The sequence below is a fragment of the Spiroplasma monobiae MQ-1 genome, from assembly GCF_002865545.1.
In the GTDB taxonomy this organism is placed as follows: domain Bacteria; phylum Bacillota_I; class Bacilli_A; order Mycoplasmatales; family Mycoplasmataceae; genus Spiroplasma_A; species Spiroplasma_A monobiae.
In genome coordinates this window covers 360,397-380,027 of the sequence record NZ_CP025543.1, presented here as the reverse complement: position 1 = coordinate 380,027, position 19,631 = coordinate 360,397, and the positions used below count along the sequence as shown (strand labels likewise).

Here is a 19,631-nt window from a genome sequence, read left to right as displayed (position 1 = left end):
CAATTAATATTAGTTTAATGAAAAAAGATATGTTAAGATATCTTTTTTTAAATTATTTTTTAGCTTTATTTATTATTCCAGCCAATCCTTTTGATTCATTTTTTTGTTTTTGTCTTTGTAAAATCAATTCTCTTAAGACATCTGAATCATAGGCAGATTTACCTTGACTCTTAGCTTTAGTTATTATGTCATCTTCTCTTTTTTTATCAGGATCTACTCAAGTAACCCCATTAACTTCGGCTCCAACTTTTTTTGCATGCTTAATTATTGATGCTAAATTTGTTGGGTCAAATTCATCTTCATTATCTTTAGTTTTTTTAGAAACATTTGATTTTGATGAATTTGATTTCTTTTCATCATCAAATTCAATAGTTGATAATTCAAGCAATTCTTCCATAGCAATATTTGCATCTATATCACTATTTTTTTTAGCTTTGATATTTTTAACTGCCACTAAGGTCACTCCTTTTTACAAGAATACTATATACTAAAAAATAAAAAAAATCACTACTAGAGTGATTTGATTTTTTTCTATAAGTTTTTCAAACGAATTGTAACTTTGAATGATCCAACTTTCAATGGGTCATAATCATTTCTTGTAATATCAACAACTGTGTAAGTTTTTTGATTTTTTGCTGAGTAACCACCAAATACAATTGGTTGGTTTGCTCTTGATTTTGTTTGAACGAAAACTGGTAATTTTGCAGCTCCCATTGCCGGAATTTTGAAGAATACTACAACTTTTTCGTATGGAGTTTCAACTTCTGCTAATTGTTCGTTTAAGTGTTTAATAAATTCGTTTGCTACTAATTTTGATCCGTGTTTTGGATCTTCAACAAATTCATGTGTTAAGTTATTTGTGATGTAGAATGAAATTGCTGCATCAACTGTTACAAGTAAATGTTTTTTAAGAACTGTTGTTCCATCATATGTATATGATGATTTATCTTGTGAACGGTCAGCAATAGCTTTTGATACTGCTTTTGCAACATCTTCCATTGAATGAATTTTTGATGTTTTAATATCATATTTTGCTGATTTATTTCATAATAATTCATCATCATTAACATGAATGTTTGATAAGAACATTAATTTACGTAATCATTTTTTAGGAGCATTTTTTCATTCATCTTCTCCTAAGATCACTTTACTTGGTCCTTCATCGTCTAATTTAGTTTTCATAACTTCAACGATGTCAACTGCTTCTGGAGAAACTCCATTTTTGTCAACTAACATTAAAGATGGCCCTAAACCTGAGATCAATGATGTTGTATTTTTTTTGAAACGTTTTGCTCATGCATCATGAGACATTTCAAATAATTCATTAATAACTTCTAATTCATCATTTGATGATTTTGTAAAGTCCAATACATATCTTGATGATAATAAATTAAATAATCTTGCTAATAAGTATTTTAAAGTATTAGCTGTTTCATAAATTTTAAATTTATGTAATGGGTCGTTATCTCATGGAGATAATGCGTTATTATACATAACTTTCATCGCAACAAAGTTAACGCTTGATTTTTTAGCTATTTGAGCCAATGCTCTAGCTTCAGTATCAATTACGTCGATTGTTTGACCGTATTTGTCAACCATTTCTTTGAATTGTTTTGAGTTGTAAATTAACATATCAGCAGTACCAACAATACCATCTGAAACACCTAGTTTAAAGTTTTTAACTTGGTTTACGAATTCTGTATTGAAAGCATATGCTTCTGGTTCATGAACGATTTGTCCATATTTAATATCTTTAAATACTGTTAAGTCTGCATCTCTGTAGATGAATTTTGTTGCCATAACTGTATCTGTTGTATCAAATTTGTCATTTGTTGATAAAGCTAAGTCCACGTTTAGAACTGTTTCTAAAGCTGGGTATTCTTCCATTAAATAAGTAATTGCCATAGCAGCATTTGCTTTTCCATAACCTATTGTTGCGATTACGAAAAATTTCCCTCTGTATTTAACGTGTTGAATAACCATATTTCTTCATCAATATTTTCTTACAGTTTTAATTCCTGGACGGTCTTTAACTGTAAAGTAAGCTGTTGAAATAATACCGATCATTTCTTGTCACCTCTTGTTTTTTTCTCTATTACCTCTATCCTTTGCAATATCCTGCAAATATAAAGATTAATTTCATTATACTAAAAAGTTGTAAAAAACACTACTTTTTTTAAAATAAAGTGAAATTTAGTAAAAAATATTGATTTATTCAATTAAATATGAAAAGAAAAAAACCTACTCGGTTTTATATATTTCTAAAATTATATTGAACGAATTAATAACAACCCCACTAATCAATCTACCTTGATGACGCTCAAATTTATCGTCAACCGAGTTAATCATTATAGTTATTTCACGATTGTCAACCATACCATTAATATTTGTAACTGTTAACAACCCTTCTTTTAGTATTTTTGACAAAAAGAAGGGATCTGATTGAGAAAGAACACCATATTCCATTCTTTCCAAGTAACCATACCCAGTAACTCTTGCATCAATAAGTTTATATTCCCTAACAATGTTTTGAATTTGTTGATAAATATCTTCACCTTGTTCGAGATAAACTACTAATAAATTTGATTTTTCTCTAACTATCATGATTTTTCTCCTATCCTTGTGCTTGTTGTTTTTTAGCTTCAAGTTCTTTTAGTTTTTCTTTTTGTTTTGCAAGTTTTTTAGATTTTGGATCATCTAAGTGTTTTTCTCTAAAACGTTTTTTATCTCGCACTGCATTTAGTTTGCTTATTTGTTCGTCTCTATAAGCAACTTCTTCTTCTTTTAATTCTCTTAAATCTCTTAAAGTTTCATTTAAAGATTTAACAATTTGATTTGTTGCAAAAGGATCGTTTGGATCATAATACATAACATTGTCAAAAACTTCTTGAGTTTCAACATTAGGCATTGTTCCAATTACAAGAGAATGAAATCTATTGTAATTATCTTTTAAATCAGCAATTTTAACTCTTGTTGAGTTTGGAAGTGATTCCATCATAAAATCTGAAACAAATAATAAATCAGCTCTTTTGAAATCTTCAGAGTGCATTTTTTCAATTACTTTTTCAAATGCCGGCTTAGCATTTGTTTTACCGTAAAATGATTTTGCTAAAAATTCTAACATTTTTTGTATATTCACGTTTCGTCCATGAATTGTAAATTCATCAACATGTTGATTTGCGAAGTTAACAAAAACTAAGTCTCTATATTCTTTTAAAGCAACTTTTGCAACAGCAATTGATAATGCTTTTGCAATATATTCTCCGGCACCTTCCATAGAACTTGATGTATCTATACAAATAATAAATTTACCTTGTTCTAAAGGAATTGGAGATTCATATTCAACTTCTTCAATTTCGTGTTCAATAATAGTTTCTTTTGATTCAAAAAGAAATGTTTGTAATTGTCCTTCAACAAATTTTTTATAGAAAATTATTTCTAAATCTTCATCAAAAAGATTGGCAAATTCCATTGGTAAAAGTCTTTCCAAATCTTTTGAAACAGTTAAACCGACAATCTCTTCTGGGTTATGAGGAAGTTTGACTTCTGTTGGATATGTTACTACTTGTTCAGTAATGTTTATTTCCATTAAATCATCTTCTCCATTTAACCTACCAAGCATTTCAGCTATCATAAGAATTGATGGATCTTTATATAAAAATTCTGCGAACCTGGCAATTGATTCTATGTTTTGATTTTTTAATTCATCTTCAATGTTTGCAACTTTTCCAAAAACATCATACATAGTTTTATAAATTTTTGCATACTTACCATAGTTTTTAATAATAGAATAAATTTCAACCAAATAGTTATATCTTAAATCTTCTACAGCTTTCATTCTGTAGTCAATTATTCTCTTAGTTAACATGAAAGTTCATGTCCTAAAGAATTCAGTTAATCAATCTCTATCTTTTAATTCTAAATAACCATTGTCAATTTTTCATCGCATTGTGTCAATGTAAGTTGAAAATGGAGAGTCAAATTCATCCAATTTATTTTGAATTAAGTTTAAGTTTTCTGAAAAACTTACCTCATCAAACTTTTCTGAAATATAGTTGTAATAAACTATTTCTTTTCTAATTGGCTCAGGCAATTTTATTTGTTTTATTGTTGATAGGTTTGAAGCAGAATAAAAATTATTAATCTTATCATCTAACTGTTCTGCTGCATACTCATTATCTTTTTTGAAGGCTAGAAATTCACTATTATGAAGATCTTTTCTTCTAAGTTTCTCAATTTCTTGTTTGATTTCACTTATTGGTTTTTCTAGATCGAATTCCATAATAGTTCACCTTCTTTAATTACATTTCAACTTCGAATTCTAAGTTATCTACTGGACTGTTTGATTCATCAATATTTTCTAATTCTTTTTCTCTTTCAAGTTGTTTTTTTGTTTTAGTATCAAAAGCTTCTGCTATTTTTTCATTGTAAATATCTTCAAAGAAAATACAATTCATGTTCATATATTTTTTATATTCTTTAAACATTTTTGCAGATACTTCTTTATACTGTTTTTCTAAATCAATAATTGTGTCTGCTAAGTTAACCATCTGTTCATTAAATTCATTTGGATTATCATTTTGTAATAGATATTTCTTATTTTCATTAACAAATAAAATTTGATCCGATTTATAAGCTCTTACTAAAGTCTTTTGACTTCCAACATATTTATTTAAGTTTGGTCCAAAGTGTAAGTCAATTTCAAAATCTTCATTTGTAAGATTTCTTATTCTATTTCAATCACTTGCTGATATAAAACAAACTTTATAGTCTTCTCCACCATCAGTGAAGTTGATGAAGTAATAAGTACCACCAAGAGAACCTTTGAAAGGATCTGTGTAAGGTGTCAATCTTAAGTATTGAGCTTCAATTTGTCCAATTTGTGAATTGATTGTATCAATTTGGTTCATTAAATTTTTCTTTTCGTTTCTTCACTCTAATCCAAATTGCTCTAAGAATGCATCAAAGAATATTTTAAAGTATGCTTTTTCTTGATCTTCATTATCTCAAATACAATATGGAATCACAAATAAGTCTGCAATATCAGTTTCTGCTCTACCATTATAAAAAGCACTGGTTTTCATTAAACCAGATATTTTTTTTCAACGTCTATCTGAAATATATGCTTCTCCATTAGTTTCTTTTAATATTTTTTTTCTAAAGTAATGAATGAAGTCTAATGATTTTCTACTCATTCTAACTTGCTTAGATTGTTTTTTTCATATTTCTAATTCTTCAATTGAAATTTGTAATCTAGGGTCAACATCAACATCAAGAGATGACTCTCCATCAAGCAATTGTTCAAAGTTGTCTTCATCTTTTAACCCTTCAGCAATATATCTAATAATAAAACGGTCAAATAAAGCTTCTAGTCCCTCACCCTCTGCAGGTAGTTCGTTTGAAGCTGATATTAAAAGTTTTAATGGAACTCTAATATCTGTCCCACCATTTCTAAAGATCTTTTCATTAATAATTGTAAGTAATGTATTTTGGATACTTGGTCCAGCTTTTCAAATTTCATCCAAGAAACCAACATTTGATGCTGGTAAATAACCATCAACTACCCTAACATATTTACCTTCTTTAAGTAATCTTAGGTCAATTGGTCCATAAATTTCTTCTGGAGTTGAGAATTTACTCATCAAGTATTCAAAATTTGTACCACCTTTAATTGCAAATTTTAACCTACGTGAAATAAGCGACTTAGCAATACCTGGTTTACCCAACAAGAAGATTGATTCTTCTCCTAACAAAGCAAGCATAGCTAATCTAAAAATAGTTTCCTTTTCATAAACTTGGTATGAAATTTCTGATGTTAACTTTTTAATTCTTTCTGTAATATCCATAGTAATTCCCTCATTTACATATAATTATAAAACAATAACAACCTTTTTAAAATAGTTGTTATTGTTAATTCTCAAATAATTCTTCTCTACGTTTTTTGTATTTATCTTTTTTAATCTTTGCAATAGATTCTTTAATGTGTTTTCTTCTGATGTCTTTTTTAACTTTATCTATTTCTGCTTTTCTTCTTTTTTTGTAACCTGGTTTAACTTTTTTACCTTTATATTTATCAATTATTTTTTTTGTTTCAACATTTACAGGTAAGTCAGCATTAAACTCTTTTTTCTTTTTGGTTGTATTAACTTCTTGCAATTCATTATTTACAAGTTTGAAGTTTGTAAAAGTAATACCTTTTGATTTAAGTTCATCAATTTGATGTTGATTGTTTGAATTAAATAAAACATAACTTTGTCCAGAATATTGATTTCTTCCAGTTCTACCACTTCTGTGAATGTAGTAGTCCAAATCCTTTGGTAAGTCCACTGAGATAATGTGACTTACCCCATCAATATCAATACCTCTAGCCGCAACATCTGATGCAACTATTCATTTGAATTCTCCATTTTGAATTCTTTTTTGCATGTTTGTTCTTTGTCTTGAATCTAAATCTCCATGCAATTCTCCTACGTTTTTAATTCCAAATTCATTTAACCAACTAATAATTTCCTTAATCTGATCTTTTTTATTTAGGAAAATCATACAAACATAAGGATTCAAAGATTTTGTAATTATTTTAAGTAAATCTTTATTTTCTTTATTTTTTGTTCAAATTAAAACGTGTTCAATATTTTTATTTGTTGGATTTGTGTCCATATTCTCTATAAAAATTGAATTTGATAAGTACTTTTGTAAAAACGGCTTTAAACCGTTGTTGATTGTAGCTGAGAAAAGAGAAACATTAACATCTTTGTTCATTTTTGAAAGCATTAAATCAACTTCTTCAATAAAACCTAAATCAAATATCATATCGCACTCATCAATAACAACATATTTAGAAGTTGTAATAAACAAATTACCTTCCTCATACATTTTTTTAAGCCTTGTTGGGGTTCCTATTACAATAGTGGGTTGTTTTGTTTTAACGTTTTGAATTGATTTTTCAATATCATCTCCACCAACAAATAATCCAACAGTTCCTTTTTCATTGAATTTTAAAAGATCTCTTGTATTTTCATATATTTGTCTTGCCAACTCTCTTGTTGGTGTGACAATTAAACATTGTATTTTGTTAGTTTCATCATAATTAATATTGTTTAATATAGGCAACAAGAAAGAATGTGTCTTTCCAGTACCTGTATGAGATTGAGCTATAACTGATCTGTGTTTTTTAATAAGAGGTATAACTTTTTCTTGAATTTTTGTTGGATATACAAAGCCTATTTGTTCTAAAGAATCATTTATAAACTTTTTAAATCCAAAATCTGAAAATTTCATATTTTTTACCTCCTAAATACATACAAATATTATTATATCTTATTAATCTCTTTCTAGATAGTCCTCACCTTTTTCAACTTCAACTTTAGATAAATCTAAATAATCTCATTGTCTTAAAACTTCATAAGTTGCAATACCCATTGAATTTGCTATATTCAAACTCCTACCAGTTGCAACCATGGGTATTCTAAAACATTTATCCATATTTTTCTTTAATATATCTTTTGGAATTCCTGTTGATTCTTTACCAAACATTATAAAAACTTCATCTTTAATTTCTGTAAATTTAAAATCACTTATTGGTTTTTTACCATATCTTGTCATGCAAAAAATATTTGCTTTAGGATTTTCCTCTTCAAAGTGACTTCAGTCATCATATCTAACATATTCACAACCTTCAAAATTGTTTGCACTACTCCTTGCAAAATTCCTCTTATCAAATACAAAACCAAATGGTTCGATCAAATGCAATTTTGCATTTGTTAAAGCACAAGTTCTCATTATAGCTCCTACATTATCAGCTATTTCTGGTTCGTATAAAACTATATTAATTTTTCTCATAATAAGCCCCTCTTAAAAATAATTATTTTCTTTTAAGAAATCTCTCAACTTTTCAATAGATATTCTTCTATGTGAAATTTGGTTTTTTTCTTCATTTGTCATCTCTGCATATGTTTTATCATATCCATCTGGTTTAAAAATTTTGTCATATGCAAAACCATTATCACCAATTTGGTTGTATACAATAACACCTTTAACAATTCCTGTAAAAACTTTCTCTATTCCTTTTTGTTTGTCAACAAAAGCAATTGAAGAAGTGAAAGTTGCTCTTCGTTGTTCATCATTAAATAAATTGTTATCCATTAATTTATTTAACAACATTTCATTTATTATATTTCAATTTTTTTCAGGTTTTGCCCATCTTGCTGAATATATTCCGGGAAAATTATCTAACTCAACTACACTTAATCCAGAATCATCTGCTATAACAATTCCATCAACAACTTCAGATAATGTTTTAGCTTTAAATAAAGCATTCATTTCAAATGTTGGTTCGTCTTCAGGTATTTCCATTAATTCATCTAAATCATTTAAAGATTTAATTTCTAACTCTGATATCATTTCTTTAAGTTCTTTTATTTTATTATCATTTTGTGACGCAAATCAAATTGTGTTCATTTAATTTAGCTCCTTTAAGTTCTAATTAATATTATAATAATAATGAACTAAGAGGAACTTAAAATGAAATTTCAAGGATTTACAAATAAAATTCACTTAATAAACAACATCATAATAAAAGAGTCTGATTCCTTCCATGATTTTTATTTAGATAAAAGAAATGAATTCGTTTTCTTAGAAGAACTTTCACACATGAATCAAGATTACTTGTTGAAGCCCTTAGAATTTAATTTAAATAATAATAAGTTAATCTCAAAATATAAATATCTAAGTGAATTTAAAACACTGAGTGAAATAATTATTGATGAGAAGATAATAAATTTAGTCATCGACAATATATCTGAAATGCACAAAATAAATATTAATAATAGTAAGATAAAAAGTTTTAAATATTTTGATTTCTTGATCAACATTAAAAGTCAATTAGAGAATGATTTAAATTTTTTAGATGATTACATTAAAGAAGTAAAGGATATAGATGGAGATTTTAATGGTTTAGATTTAGTTTTAAGTCATAACGATTTGGTTCCAGGAAATATACTTGTAAAAGAAAATAAAGTAATTTTTATTGATTATGATTATGTTACATTAAATAATAATTTGTTTGATTTAGCAAGTTTCATTACAGAAACTCTAAATGAAAACGAAGAATTAGTTGAGTATTTTATAGAGCAATGTTTTAAAAGTGATTTGATGAAAAAAGAAGATTTAAAACTACTAAATAAAATGATTAAATACCAAGATTTACTTTGAACAATTTGAGCAAAAGTTATGTATGAAAAAAAGAAAGAATCTATTTTTAATGATATATTTGAAGATAAACTAAATAGATTAAAAAACAGAAAGACATATTAATCTTTCTGTTTTTCTTTTTCTCTCTTTTTATTTTCTTTTTCATCTAATTTCTTATTTATTTTATAAATTTTTTCTTTTTCTTGTACTTCTTTAAATTCCAATTCTTTTCTAATTTTTTCTTCTAATTCAATCTTAAATTTTTCTAATTCCTGTTTTTTAATTTCTTTTTTCAAAAGAAATTTTTGATATCTTTGAGCTTTTAAAAGTTTATTATTAGGAATTAAATCACCTTTTTTATAGGCTTCATAGATCTTTTCTAGGTCATCTTTTCTTTTTAGATCGTTATTTCTAATTAAAGTTGCAAAAAAAACAGTTATGGGTGTTAAAACAACAACAACAAGCAGTATTAAAACTATTCTTAATAATACAGACATTGGTCATTTATCAATAAAACTACCAAACATTATTATGCATATAAAAATGATAGAAGATAACTGTGAAAATGTAATGTTATCAGATTCATGTCATTTGAGTTTATAAAATACATAAGTAATTAGAAATGAATAAATAAAATAAAGTAAACAAATTAAAGCAACATATCCAACATGCGGATTTGGTAATTTAGTATTTAAAGTGAAACTAAAATCAAATCCCACAGTAAATCAAACTATAATTCCAGGAATTATTGATTCTATCATTAAAAACCCAAAACTTTTAAAGAATGGAGTTCTGGACTCATTAAATTCTTTTAATAAATTGAATTTCATAAAATCACCTATCCTAGTCTAATTAATATTATAAATAAAAAAATCCCTTAAGGGATTTGAATTTCTAAATGGAGCGGGTGAAGGGAATCGAACCCTCACAGTCAGCTTGGAAGGCTGAAGTTCTACCATTAAACTACACCCGCAAATTAATTACATTAATAAATATATATAATTGCTTTGCAGATGTCAATACTTTTAAAATATTTTTTATTTTTTTTCAGATTTATATTTTTTATTCTATTTTATTTTTTCACTTAATGAAAAGAACAATGTAATTAATGCATAACATCTATACTTATAAAAGAAGTTGTTATCTTGAAAATTTATAAGCATGTGTTTGAATTCTTTTATTTCAGGTAATTCTGTAATATTGCTTGGAGTTGTTATAACAAAGATATCATTTTTAGCCTTCATTAAATACTCCAAAGCAATAACTGTTGTTTCAGTGTCTCTACCTGTTAATAAAATTACTATTAATTCATCACTAAACTCTAAATGTTTCCCGACCTCTAGGTTAATAGACATATCAATTATTTTGGCTTGAATTCCAACATTAGTAAGTACGTCTTCTAAAAATTTAGCTGCATACATTGACTGATATGATGGACATATTCAAACCTTTCTTTTCTCATTAATTTTATTAGCCAAATCCAATAAAAAGTCATCATTTTCGTTAACTCAATGATATATAACGGTTCTCATACCATTGTCATTTGCCTCATTGGCAATAACGGTTTTCGATTGGTTTTGCATAACATTCTCATACTCAACTCTTAATCTAATAGAAAGTTCTTTATATCCTTCACACAAACAGGCTTTTGCAAATTGTGTTACTGTTGCCAAAGAAACAAAACAAGACTCACTAATCTCGTTTTGACTCTTGAATACACCAACAGATCAATCAGTTAAAAGTTGTTTTCCTATAAGTTTAAATGTCGTATTTTTATTGTCCTTAATTAAGTTCTCTACACGTTCGTATACAGATAACATAAATAAGTCTCCTAACTTGTATTCAATTTTCAAACTAAATATTTTTCTTAATGTATTCAACTATTTGTTCTGTTATTTGATCATAATTTTCATAATCATGTTCAAATCATTCAACATTTTGTAGTTGATTTTTGAATCAAGTTAATTGCCTTCTTGCGTAATGTCGATTATTTTTTTGCATTAGGTCTATACATTCATCATAATCTATCTTATTTTCAAGATATTTTATAATTTCTGGTCCACCAATACATTTTAAAGATTGAGCTTCTTTATTAAACTTATTTGCTTTATAAGCTTGCTCAATTTCTTGAAATAAACCTCGCTTTGCCAAGCTAAGTACCCTATTATTTATTTTACTATATAATTCGCTTCTTTTTGGAATTAATCCAATAATTAATAAATTATCATAAATATATTTTTTATTATCTTTAATAATTTCTGTCTTTTTAACTCCATTAAGTTCAATTATCTCCAAAGCCCTAATAACTCTATATCTATTGTTTGGATGAATTTTTTTAGCTTCCAATTCATCTTTTGAATTCAAAATATCTCAAACTTTTTCGTTTGAGATATTTTCATATTTTTTTTCAAAACCCTCAATGTGATCATCACTTGAGAAATTATAATCCATTAAAACTGCATTTGTGTACAGTCCAGTACCACCAACAATTATCGGAGTTTTATTTTTCTCCAATAAATCTGCAACTATTTCTCTAGCTTGCTTTTGAAAATCAGCTACAGAATATGACTCATTAACTTCTTTAATAGAAATTAAGTGATGTTTTATTCCTTGCGTTTCTTCTGAAGTTATCTTGTTAGTTGCTATATCTGTTCCTTTAAAGATTTGAGTAGAATCTGAGTTAATGCATTCACCATTAAATTCTTTTGCTATTTTTATAGATAAATCAGTTTTACCACTAGCAGTAGGTCCAACTATTACTATTATTTTGTTCATAATCAACCTTCTTCCTAAAAAAAGACAAAAAAAAATATTCCCACCCGCTATCAAATGCATGAGAAAGGAAATACTTATTTATTGAGCGGTCTTTAATATCTCACGCAAACATAAAGAATAACAAATATTCTTGGCGTCCCGAAGGACATTAATATTATATAATAAAAAAACCCTACATAGTATAGGGTTTTTTTATTATTTTTTTCCAGTTGCAGTTCTAATTTGAACATTAACTTTTTTAGGTTCAACTTTTGAAGGTTGGAATAAAACTGTTTTTCTAGTTTTTGATAATTGAGTACCAGCGATTTTTGTATCTTTCTTTTGATTGAATAAACCTGTTTGGTCTCTTCCACCTGTAACAACAGCTGTTCAATTTTCATCAGTTTTACGTTTAACTTTTCCGTTCATTCAGTGTAAAGCAATAACGTTGTTTACGTCATCAGTTTCTCCTTCTGGATCAATTAAACTGTAAACTCATCCAAACTCTGAAGCTTGTCCGTATTCACTAATTTTCATGATAGCTCCAGCCACGTCTTGTCTATAGATTGAAGCATTAGTTGCTGATACTGGGTCAGCCTTTTCTCAAATAAATTTTTCCTGTCCATCAGTTAACTTAATTAATTTGTTAACAATTTTTTCAGGTTTTGGATCGGTTGCTTTCTTTCTTGTTTGAATGTGTTCTGCTCTTTTTTTGTTTGAAGCAGCTTTTTTAACAGCAGTTTTATCTGGTTTTTTTGTTGTAGATTTTGCTGCTGGTTTTTTTGTTGCAGTTGCCATATGTAACACCGTCTTTCTAATAAACAATATTAAATTTTGATATAAATTTATTTTTTGTACCAAAATATGATTTTATTATACATTATTTTATCAAAGTTATCTAGTGTCATTACTCTTAACTTAAAAAAAATAAAAAGTTAAAAACCTTTTATTTTCTAATTTTTAATTTTTCGATAATTGCTTTGTATCTTTCAACATCTTTTTTAAACAAGAAGTTTAATAAGTGTCTTCTTTGAGCAACTTTTTTCAATAAACTTCTTCTAGAAGTAATATCTTTTTTATGTAAATTTAAGTGCTCTGTTAAGTTTTGAATATCTTGAGTTAAAATTGCAATTTGAACTTCTGCTTTACCAGTATCACTTGCATTTGAACCATATTCTTTTACGATATTTTCAATTTGTGCTTTAGAAACCATTTCTAAATCCCCCTTTAATTCTTGATTGAAAAGGTTTTAACAAAGAATTGATTCAGGGATGATCAATTCAACGTAAAAACATCAATACTTAAAAATTATAGCAAAAAAAACATATTTATTTTATTTTTTTAAAATCTTGTTGTAATAAATTAAAGACGTTTTGACGTAAATAATAAAGTCAATTTAATGAATATATTTTTTTATTAAAATAATAATTTTCTTGTGTTTTTATCAAAAAGAATACAATTTAAAATAAAAATTGTAAGTAAATCCAAAACCCTTATTTGTAATTCTAATAAATTTTTATAATATGCACAAGCAGTATTTGGTATTTATAAAAATCTCTATTTTATAAAGGCTCATTTCAATCTACAAAACCAATGTTATTAACACCCTCTTCTGCACTATAAAAAATTTCTAAAAAATAATTGGAACGTTCATTATATGGCAGATAATGGTGTATCATTTCTGCTAATCCTCCCCAACCGAATAAACTATATGCAGCTTCAGTTAATGCATTCAACACAAATTTTTTTTCGGCATTAGAATATTTATCATATTCTTGTGAAATACATCCCAATGCATTATCAAATAACTCCCTTACTGTTAATAAATTAATCTGCATTTGTGCACAAATAGTTTATATGAATGCAGAAGTCATAATAAATTGTAAATTATAATAATTACCATTTCTTTCACATTAAAAGAATGGGAGTTCTGGTTTTACTCAAGATGGTGGATATATTATTGTATTCATTTTTTTTTCAAATTTATCATAATCTTCTTTTATTACATAACTAGTTTTTTCATTTGGAAAAAAATATTAATCACCAAAATTTATTTCAAAACAAAATATAGTACCATCCATAAATTTTGATGAAATCCCATATTTTGTTTGTAATTCTAAATTATTATTGATATGTTGCAATCAAAATTCTAATTTTATTTTAAATCTATTTTCTATTTCATCAACATTAAAATTTTCTTATTTATATTTATAGCGCATATTATTTGATCAATTACTTGTTGAAAAATAATCTAATATTCAATCTAAAGTCGTATGTTTTGAATAAATTGGATTCTCAAAAAAAATAATTTACTTTAGCATCTGGAAAATAAAAATAAGTGAAGTTTTCTTTAATATAGTCAATAGTTCCTATTCTATCAACTTTATCAATCATTGTTCAAATTAAAATATTAAAAACTGAAACTAATGAATCATCCCATCAATCATTTTTTTAAATATTTATGATGATAATAACCATTACCCAGTTTTTGATAATTACTTTTGTAAGAATCATATATAGCATAATGGGCAATATAATCTTTATTTGGGTAATTGTGAATACCAAAATAAAATCTACTAATAATTTTATTTGCAAATTATATTCTGTGACTAATAAAAGTTTCAACAAATAATTGTTTAATATATTCGTTACTTTTATTTTTAAAGTTAGGAAAAGTTGATTGCAAAAATTTTGATAAATTTTCATAATTATATTCTTCATGATAATTCATATAATACCATTCATAATATGCATTAAATAATTATTGCTATATTATAATTTTTAATGCTTTTAGAAAAATAACTATAAATAGTTAAAGGAAGTATAGGTCCAATTATACTAATAACAAAAATAGATAATACAATTATATAAAAATTTTAATTTCTTACAAACTAAAATCTTTATATAAAGCTTCAAATATCTCTGTTTGAATTAAAATATTATTCGCAGGAAAAACAGAGACCATTAAAGTCATGGTTAACTTTCTTAAAGGATCTACAAGGGTTGAATTACCTAAAATTCCGTCTCATCCCCATTCGCCAATCTCCGTTAGTGGATACAACTCATTTTTTGTTCTTACTCTAACACTATATCCATAAGAATAGTCTGAATTAAAATCTCAAACTTTAGCATCTTTTAAATGACTTATTTGGTTTGAAGTTATCTCATTTAAGTATTTTTTTTCCAGTACAACTTTACCATCAATTTTTCCATCAAGTAAGAAATTTAAAAATTTATTATAGTCTTTCGCTGTACTAAAAACACCCGATCCTCCTAAACAACAATTTGGTACTTCATCCAATTTTTCAGGCATTAGCCAATGAAAATCATATGAAGGAATCAAAATATTTTCTTCATTATTAACAAAAAGATTGTGTTTTATAGCCTTTCTTTTCAAATCATTTATTTTGAAATCTGTATCAAACATTTTTAAAGGTGTGAATATTTTTTCTCTTAAGTAGTCAGATAATTTTAAATTACTTACCTTTTCAATAATACCACCAAGTATATCTGTGTTCATCCCATAAACTCATTCACTTCCAGGAATTATCTTGGTTGGTATATCACTCAATTTATCAATTATTTCATGTATTGTTAAACTATCTTCTTCAATTAATTTCTCTATACTAATAATTGCACTTTTATTTTCTTCTGCATTTCAATTATATGTAACACCAGAAGTCATATTCATTAAATTTCTAATTGTTATATCATTATTAAATTTAGGATAAAATTTTGATACACTTTCATCAATATTCAAATTACCTTCTTGAATTAAAAGAAATGCTCCAACTACAGTTATTAATTTTGTTGTTGAATATATAGGAAATATTGTATCCTTTTCCATTTTTATTTTCTTTTTAATATCATTAAAACCAAAAGCTTTATGAAAAATCTCTTTTCCGTCTTGATCTATTTTTACAACCATTCCTGGATAAAGATTTTTTTCAATTAAATTATTTATTTTTCTTTCTAAATTTTCAAACATTTTAACTCTTCTATCTATTTTTTTATTTCACATATCTTTAATCTAATTTTTTATGATTACATTACACGTCTTAATACTTCAACAGTTACAACATCTTTTCCTATATTAAATTCTGTTTTGTTTTCCAAAATTTCTATTTCTTGAATTTCTGAATCCATTTTTATTTCATATAAGCCATTTGCTAAATTTAAATTAAAATCAATAATAGAAAATTTTTTATCTTCAATTTTTTTGAATGTTACAAAAATATTTCTATCCAATATTCTTTTTATCTCTTCGATGTTTCCACTAATTATATTTTCTCTAACCAAGGAAGTAGAAATTTCTTTAACTCTTTTAAAGAGAATTACATTTTCTTCGCCAAAAAAACTTCTAAGTAGTTGAACATCTCCCGTTCCTTTATATCCAAATCTAAAATCATCACCAACAACAATTTTTTTAACTTTAAGATTTGTTTTCAAAAAATCACAAAAGTATTCTGCACTTTTTGTAATTGTTTCTTTATTAACTTGTATTTCAATTAAAAAATTAGGATTATATTTATTTTTAAATTGAAGATATTTATTTTCTTTTAACTGAATATTATTATTTGTTTTATTTAAAAAATCTGAGACTTTTTCTGTAAATGTTATTATATTTCAATTTAAATTTTCATTTTCAGAAATACTTTTTGCTTTAGAAATAATTTTATCATGCATTTTATGAATTCCATCAAAAAAACCTATACAAACAACACTTTCTTCAAAGTTAAAAGATTCATTTTCATTCAGAAATGTTTCTATTTTAATCATAGTATCCATTCCTTTCAGCCTCAGTTAACTGATCAAATGGTATTTCATCTCACAACCCTCTTTGGCATTTATATAAATCGTGTGCTATATGTTTGTAAATTGCAATAACTTCTTTTTTATCATTAATTATAAAAACTATGGGGTAATTAATTCCTGTCAATGTAATGGCTTTACCTTGTTTTATATCTCTAACTCTATGATATTCAACTAGAGGATGTTCATTTACCATTAATGCATCATACATATCTATTAAATTGGATTCATCTATTTCTTCGATTGTTTTTGAATCTTCGATTAAGAATCCACCAGAACTAATTCTTTCTAGTTGGGAAACTGTAGCTATTGTCTCTAGATCTTTTGCAATATCAGAAACTAAACTTCTAATATATGTACCCTTACTTGAACGCACCTTAAGTTTTATTGTTCCATTTTTCTGGTTAAAATCTAAAAGCTCACACTCTTTAATAGTAACTTTTCTTGGCTTTATTACTACTTCTTGATCTTTTCTTGCATATTCATAAAGTTTCTTACCATCAATTTTAACAGCAGAATAAATTGGTGGGTACTGATCATAAATATATCCATTATATTTATCCACAACTTCTTTAATAGTACTTTTTGAGATTTTTCTATAGTCTTCTTCTTCTACGATATTTCCTGTAATATCTTGAGAATCTGTTTGGACAAACAACTTCATTGTAACTACATAACTCTTATCACTACTTAATAAATAGTTAGATATTTTTGTAGCTTGGTTTATTAAAACAACCATTAATCCAGTCGCTAAAGGGTCAAGTGTTCCTGCATGACCAATCTTTTTAACTTTTAATTTTCTTTTTACTTGTTGAATTAGATCATTTGAAGTTATTCCTTCAGGTTTGTTTACTAATAAAATTCCTGATTTTGTATTCATTTTAACACCTCCAAAGACACAATATATATTTATTATTACACATAACCCAATGGCTCTACACTATTAATTTTTAAAAAAATTGTGGTATAATAATACCAATAATAAAGGAATTCAGGTGAGACTATGCGTATTAAATCAGAGTTTTATAAAGAAATTGAAACAGAATTTAAAATTATTTCTGAAAAAGAACACTTAGGTAGCGGCGGTAATCCGGTAAGTAACTTAAGTACGAAAATGTTTTATCTTTCAAAACACCAATTTAATTCTTATGATGAATTCGATCAAGCAATAGTTGCAGAAATTGCTAATACTTTACAATCTCTAGAAGATATCATTGTTAAAAAGGCTTTATCTTACCAAGCCTTGGCAAAAGAAGCATACAATGAAAACATTAATCCTCAAAAATGAGTTGATTTTGCTCAAAGAGAAGCGCAAGCTTTAAGTAATGAAATGTATGACGAAAGAGAAATTAAGTATTTAAGACATTTCCACATTGTTTGATTAACTTGAGTTTTCTGTGATGAAGAACTTAAAAAACTAAGAATTAAAGCCAGTCGTGACTTGTACCACCACATTGGTAAAGTTGAAAAAGACTATGTTAAAAAACGTACTGAAATATTAAAAAATTCAAGTGTAGAAGAAGAAAAATGATAATTATTACTAATTATCATTTTTTATTATTCATTGTTTAAAGTCAATTTTATCAACTGTTTGAATTATTAAAGAAGCTAATTGATCGATTTCATAATTCGAAGCAAATGGGTATTTTTTATCAAAATATGGTTGAATATATTTCAACTTAAGATTATATTTAGTTAACCATTCATTTGCTATTTCGTTTAATTCACCCATAGCTTCTCTTTGTTTAGTTGATTTAATTTCTGCCTTGAGATCATCATTTAACTTCATATAAAGTTCATTTGACTTTGCTGTTAGTCACTTTTGAAACATAGCAAAATTTGCAACACCACTTCTCATAACAGGAGAAACTATGTATCTGTTTCCTTCATTTTTAAATTTTTCTCAAGATACACCAGATAAGCCATTCTCATTTGAAATATTGCTTTGAATATATATTTTATCTTCAATTAAATCAGTGTCAAATAATTTAATTTCAGATAAATAATCAATTGGTAGTTTGAAGTTTGAATTTGTATTTAATGAGTACCTTGATATTCCATCAAACATTTCTTCAAATTCAAAGTTAAATTGATTAAAGTAATAAGTATTCGTAGAATCGACTTTTAAAAATATAAAACTTACAAGATCAAAGAAACTTACATTCTTCTTAATTCATTTTCTCAAATTTTCATCTTCCATGAATTGTTTTACATTCATTTCCAAATCTCTTTTTATATATCTCTCTAAAATAAATTCATCAATTGTTTTTGAAACATATTCATAAAATCATCTCAACAATATAAAATCAATATCATACGAATAATTAAATTCTCCATTCATTATGTAATTTATTATTCTTTTTATAGAAACCAATAATCCAGAACTTAATTTGTTAGCTTTTTTAAAATCATTTGTCAAATTTAAAACCAAGTCTTCTTGAATGATTCCATTTCTATTTACTCTGCATTGAATTTCATTATCAATATTTTTAGCAATTAAGGGAATTATTCTAAAATTTATTTTCGTGTTTTTATAATTAAAAATTAAGTTAATATAATTTTTATCGGTATGTATTTCAGGAAGTCCATTATATTTTTTAGATATTTCCAAAATTAAATTTTGAAACCCAGAGAACTTAATAGATGATTTAGTAACATACTTAACAGCCACCAAATCTAAATTGAAAACTTTATTAATCTTTTTGTAAGAGTTATATGAAAAATCACCAACCTTTTTTAAATGAATGCCGGAATTTAAAAATAATTTTTTAAGATCATTGAAATAATAATTTATTTTTTTAGTAAAGTCTTTTTCTTCAACCGTCAAAGTTTTTACTACATCATTAAATTTTCATATATCTCTATTTAATTTCATA

21 protein-coding genes and 1 tRNA gene are annotated in these 19,631 nt (G+C 26.0%); 2 read left to right on the top strand and 20 right to left on the bottom strand.

The window, feature by feature from the left end:
* Positions 1-52 precede the first annotated feature (52 nt).
* The 8 genes from SMONO_RS01840 to rdgB all read right to left on the bottom strand — a co-directional run bounded on the left by SMONO_RS01840 (position 53) and on the right by rdgB (position 8,457).
* Positions 53-454: a hypothetical protein gene (locus SMONO_RS01840; protein ID WP_101780656.1), complete on the bottom strand. Its 402-nt coding sequence runs from the start codon at positions 452-454 to the stop codon at positions 53-55.
* 77 nt (positions 455-531) lie between these two features.
* Positions 532-2,067: a cytoskeletal motor fibril protein Fib gene (gene fib, locus SMONO_RS01835; protein WP_101780655.1), complete on the bottom strand. Its 1,536-nt coding sequence runs from the start codon at positions 2,065-2,067 to the stop codon at positions 532-534.
* 174 nt (positions 2,068-2,241) lie between these two features.
* Positions 2,242-2,604 (bottom strand): PCC domain-containing protein, encoded by a 363-nt coding sequence (locus SMONO_RS01830; RefSeq protein ID WP_101780654.1) that lies wholly within the window; start codon positions 2,602-2,604, stop codon positions 2,242-2,244.
* Positions 2,605-2,614: 10 nt separating this feature from the next.
* Complete coding sequence (locus tag SMONO_RS01825) at positions 2,615-4,282, bottom strand: vWA domain-containing protein (protein ID WP_101780653.1); 1,668 nt, start codon at positions 4,280-4,282, stop codon at positions 2,615-2,617.
* A gap of 19 nt (positions 4,283-4,301) precedes the next feature.
* Positions 4,302-5,846, bottom strand: a complete 1,545-nt coding sequence (locus SMONO_RS01820) for an AAA family ATPase (RefSeq protein WP_101780652.1) — start codon at positions 5,844-5,846, stop codon at positions 4,302-4,304.
* Positions 5,847-5,910: 64 nt separating this feature from the next.
* Positions 5,911-7,278: a DEAD/DEAH box helicase gene (locus SMONO_RS01815; protein ID WP_101780651.1), complete on the bottom strand. Its 1,368-nt coding sequence runs from the start codon at positions 7,276-7,278 to the stop codon at positions 5,911-5,913.
* Positions 7,279-7,320: 42 nt separating this feature from the next.
* Entirely contained in the window at positions 7,321-7,839 is a 519-nt protein-coding gene (locus SMONO_RS01810) for a tRNA (cytidine(34)-2'-O)-methyltransferase (protein WP_101780650.1), read from the bottom strand.
* Positions 7,840-7,851: 12 nt separating this feature from the next.
* Positions 7,852-8,457: an RdgB/HAM1 family non-canonical purine NTP pyrophosphatase gene (gene rdgB, locus SMONO_RS01805; RefSeq protein WP_101780649.1), complete on the bottom strand. Its 606-nt coding sequence runs from the start codon at positions 8,455-8,457 to the stop codon at positions 7,852-7,854.
* A 63-nt stretch (positions 8,458-8,520) separates the two neighbouring features.
* Here rdgB and SMONO_RS01800 point away from each other — a divergent pair, with 63 nt between their 5' ends.
* Positions 8,521-9,312: a phosphotransferase family protein gene (locus SMONO_RS01800; RefSeq protein WP_101780648.1), complete on the top strand. Its 792-nt coding sequence runs from the start codon at positions 8,521-8,523 to the stop codon at positions 9,310-9,312.
* Here SMONO_RS01800 and SMONO_RS01795 read toward each other — a convergent pair.
* From SMONO_RS01795 to truB, 11 genes are all read right to left on the bottom strand, one after another.
* Positions 9,309-10,019 (bottom strand): DxFTY motif-containing membrane protein, encoded by a 711-nt coding sequence (locus SMONO_RS01795; RefSeq protein WP_101780647.1) that lies wholly within the window; start codon positions 10,017-10,019, stop codon positions 9,309-9,311. The two genes, SMONO_RS01800 and SMONO_RS01795, sit on opposite strands and share 4 nt — an antisense overlap.
* Positions 10,020-10,088: 69 nt before the next feature.
* Positions 10,089-10,162, bottom strand: a tRNA-Gly gene (locus SMONO_RS01790).
* Between the two features lie 94 nt (positions 10,163-10,256).
* Positions 10,257-11,009 (bottom strand): MurR/RpiR family transcriptional regulator, encoded by a 753-nt coding sequence (locus tag SMONO_RS01785; RefSeq protein ID WP_101780646.1) that lies wholly within the window; start codon positions 11,007-11,009, stop codon positions 10,257-10,259.
* 34 nt (positions 11,010-11,043) lie between these two features.
* Positions 11,044-11,964: a tRNA (adenosine(37)-N6)-dimethylallyltransferase MiaA gene (gene miaA, locus SMONO_RS01780; protein ID WP_158637889.1), complete on the bottom strand. Its 921-nt coding sequence runs from the start codon at positions 11,962-11,964 to the stop codon at positions 11,044-11,046.
* A 195-nt stretch (positions 11,965-12,159) separates the two neighbouring features.
* A complete protein-coding gene (locus SMONO_RS01775; RefSeq protein WP_101780644.1) occupies positions 12,160-12,741 on the bottom strand; it encodes a hypothetical protein in 582 nt (193 codons plus the stop codon).
* Positions 12,742-12,889: 148 nt separating this feature from the next.
* Positions 12,890-13,156: a 30S ribosomal protein S15 gene (gene rpsO, locus SMONO_RS01770; RefSeq protein WP_101780643.1), complete on the bottom strand. Its 267-nt coding sequence runs from the start codon at positions 13,154-13,156 to the stop codon at positions 12,890-12,892.
* Between the two features lie 349 nt (positions 13,157-13,505).
* Positions 13,506-13,781 (bottom strand): hypothetical protein, encoded by a 276-nt coding sequence (locus SMONO_RS01765; protein WP_101780642.1) that lies wholly within the window; start codon positions 13,779-13,781, stop codon positions 13,506-13,508.
* 758 nt (positions 13,782-14,539) lie between these two features.
* A complete protein-coding gene (locus SMONO_RS04370) occupies positions 14,540-14,674 on the bottom strand; it encodes a hypothetical protein (protein WP_281254167.1) in 135 nt (44 codons plus the stop codon).
* Positions 14,675-14,827: 153 nt separating this feature from the next.
* The gene (locus tag SMONO_RS01760; protein ID WP_101780641.1) at positions 14,828-15,931 is read right to left on the bottom strand and encodes a serine hydrolase domain-containing protein; all 1,104 of its coding nucleotides are present in this window, start codon (positions 15,929-15,931) and stop codon (positions 14,828-14,830) included.
* Positions 15,932-15,987: 56 nt separating this feature from the next.
* Complete coding sequence (locus SMONO_RS01755) at positions 15,988-16,722, bottom strand: nucleotidyl transferase family protein (protein WP_158637888.1); 735 nt, start codon at positions 16,720-16,722, stop codon at positions 15,988-15,990.
* Positions 16,715-17,635: a tRNA pseudouridine(55) synthase TruB gene (truB, locus tag SMONO_RS01750; protein ID WP_101780639.1), complete on the bottom strand. Its 921-nt coding sequence runs from the start codon at positions 17,633-17,635 to the stop codon at positions 16,715-16,717. The genes SMONO_RS01755 and truB overlap by 8 nt, the downstream gene beginning before the upstream one ends.
* Before the next feature lie 123 nt (positions 17,636-17,758).
* Here truB and SMONO_RS01745 point away from each other — a divergent pair, with 123 nt between their 5' ends.
* Complete coding sequence (locus SMONO_RS01745) at positions 17,759-18,289, top strand: hypothetical protein (RefSeq protein WP_101780638.1); 531 nt, start codon at positions 17,759-17,761, stop codon at positions 18,287-18,289.
* Between the two features lie 6 nt (positions 18,290-18,295).
* On the opposite strand, the gene SMONO_RS01740 is transcribed toward SMONO_RS01745, so the two are convergent.
* Positions 18,296-19,630, bottom strand: a complete 1,335-nt coding sequence (locus SMONO_RS01740) for a protein kinase family protein (RefSeq protein ID WP_101780637.1) — start codon at positions 19,628-19,630, stop codon at positions 18,296-18,298.
* Between the last annotated feature and the right edge of the window lies 1 nt (position 19,631).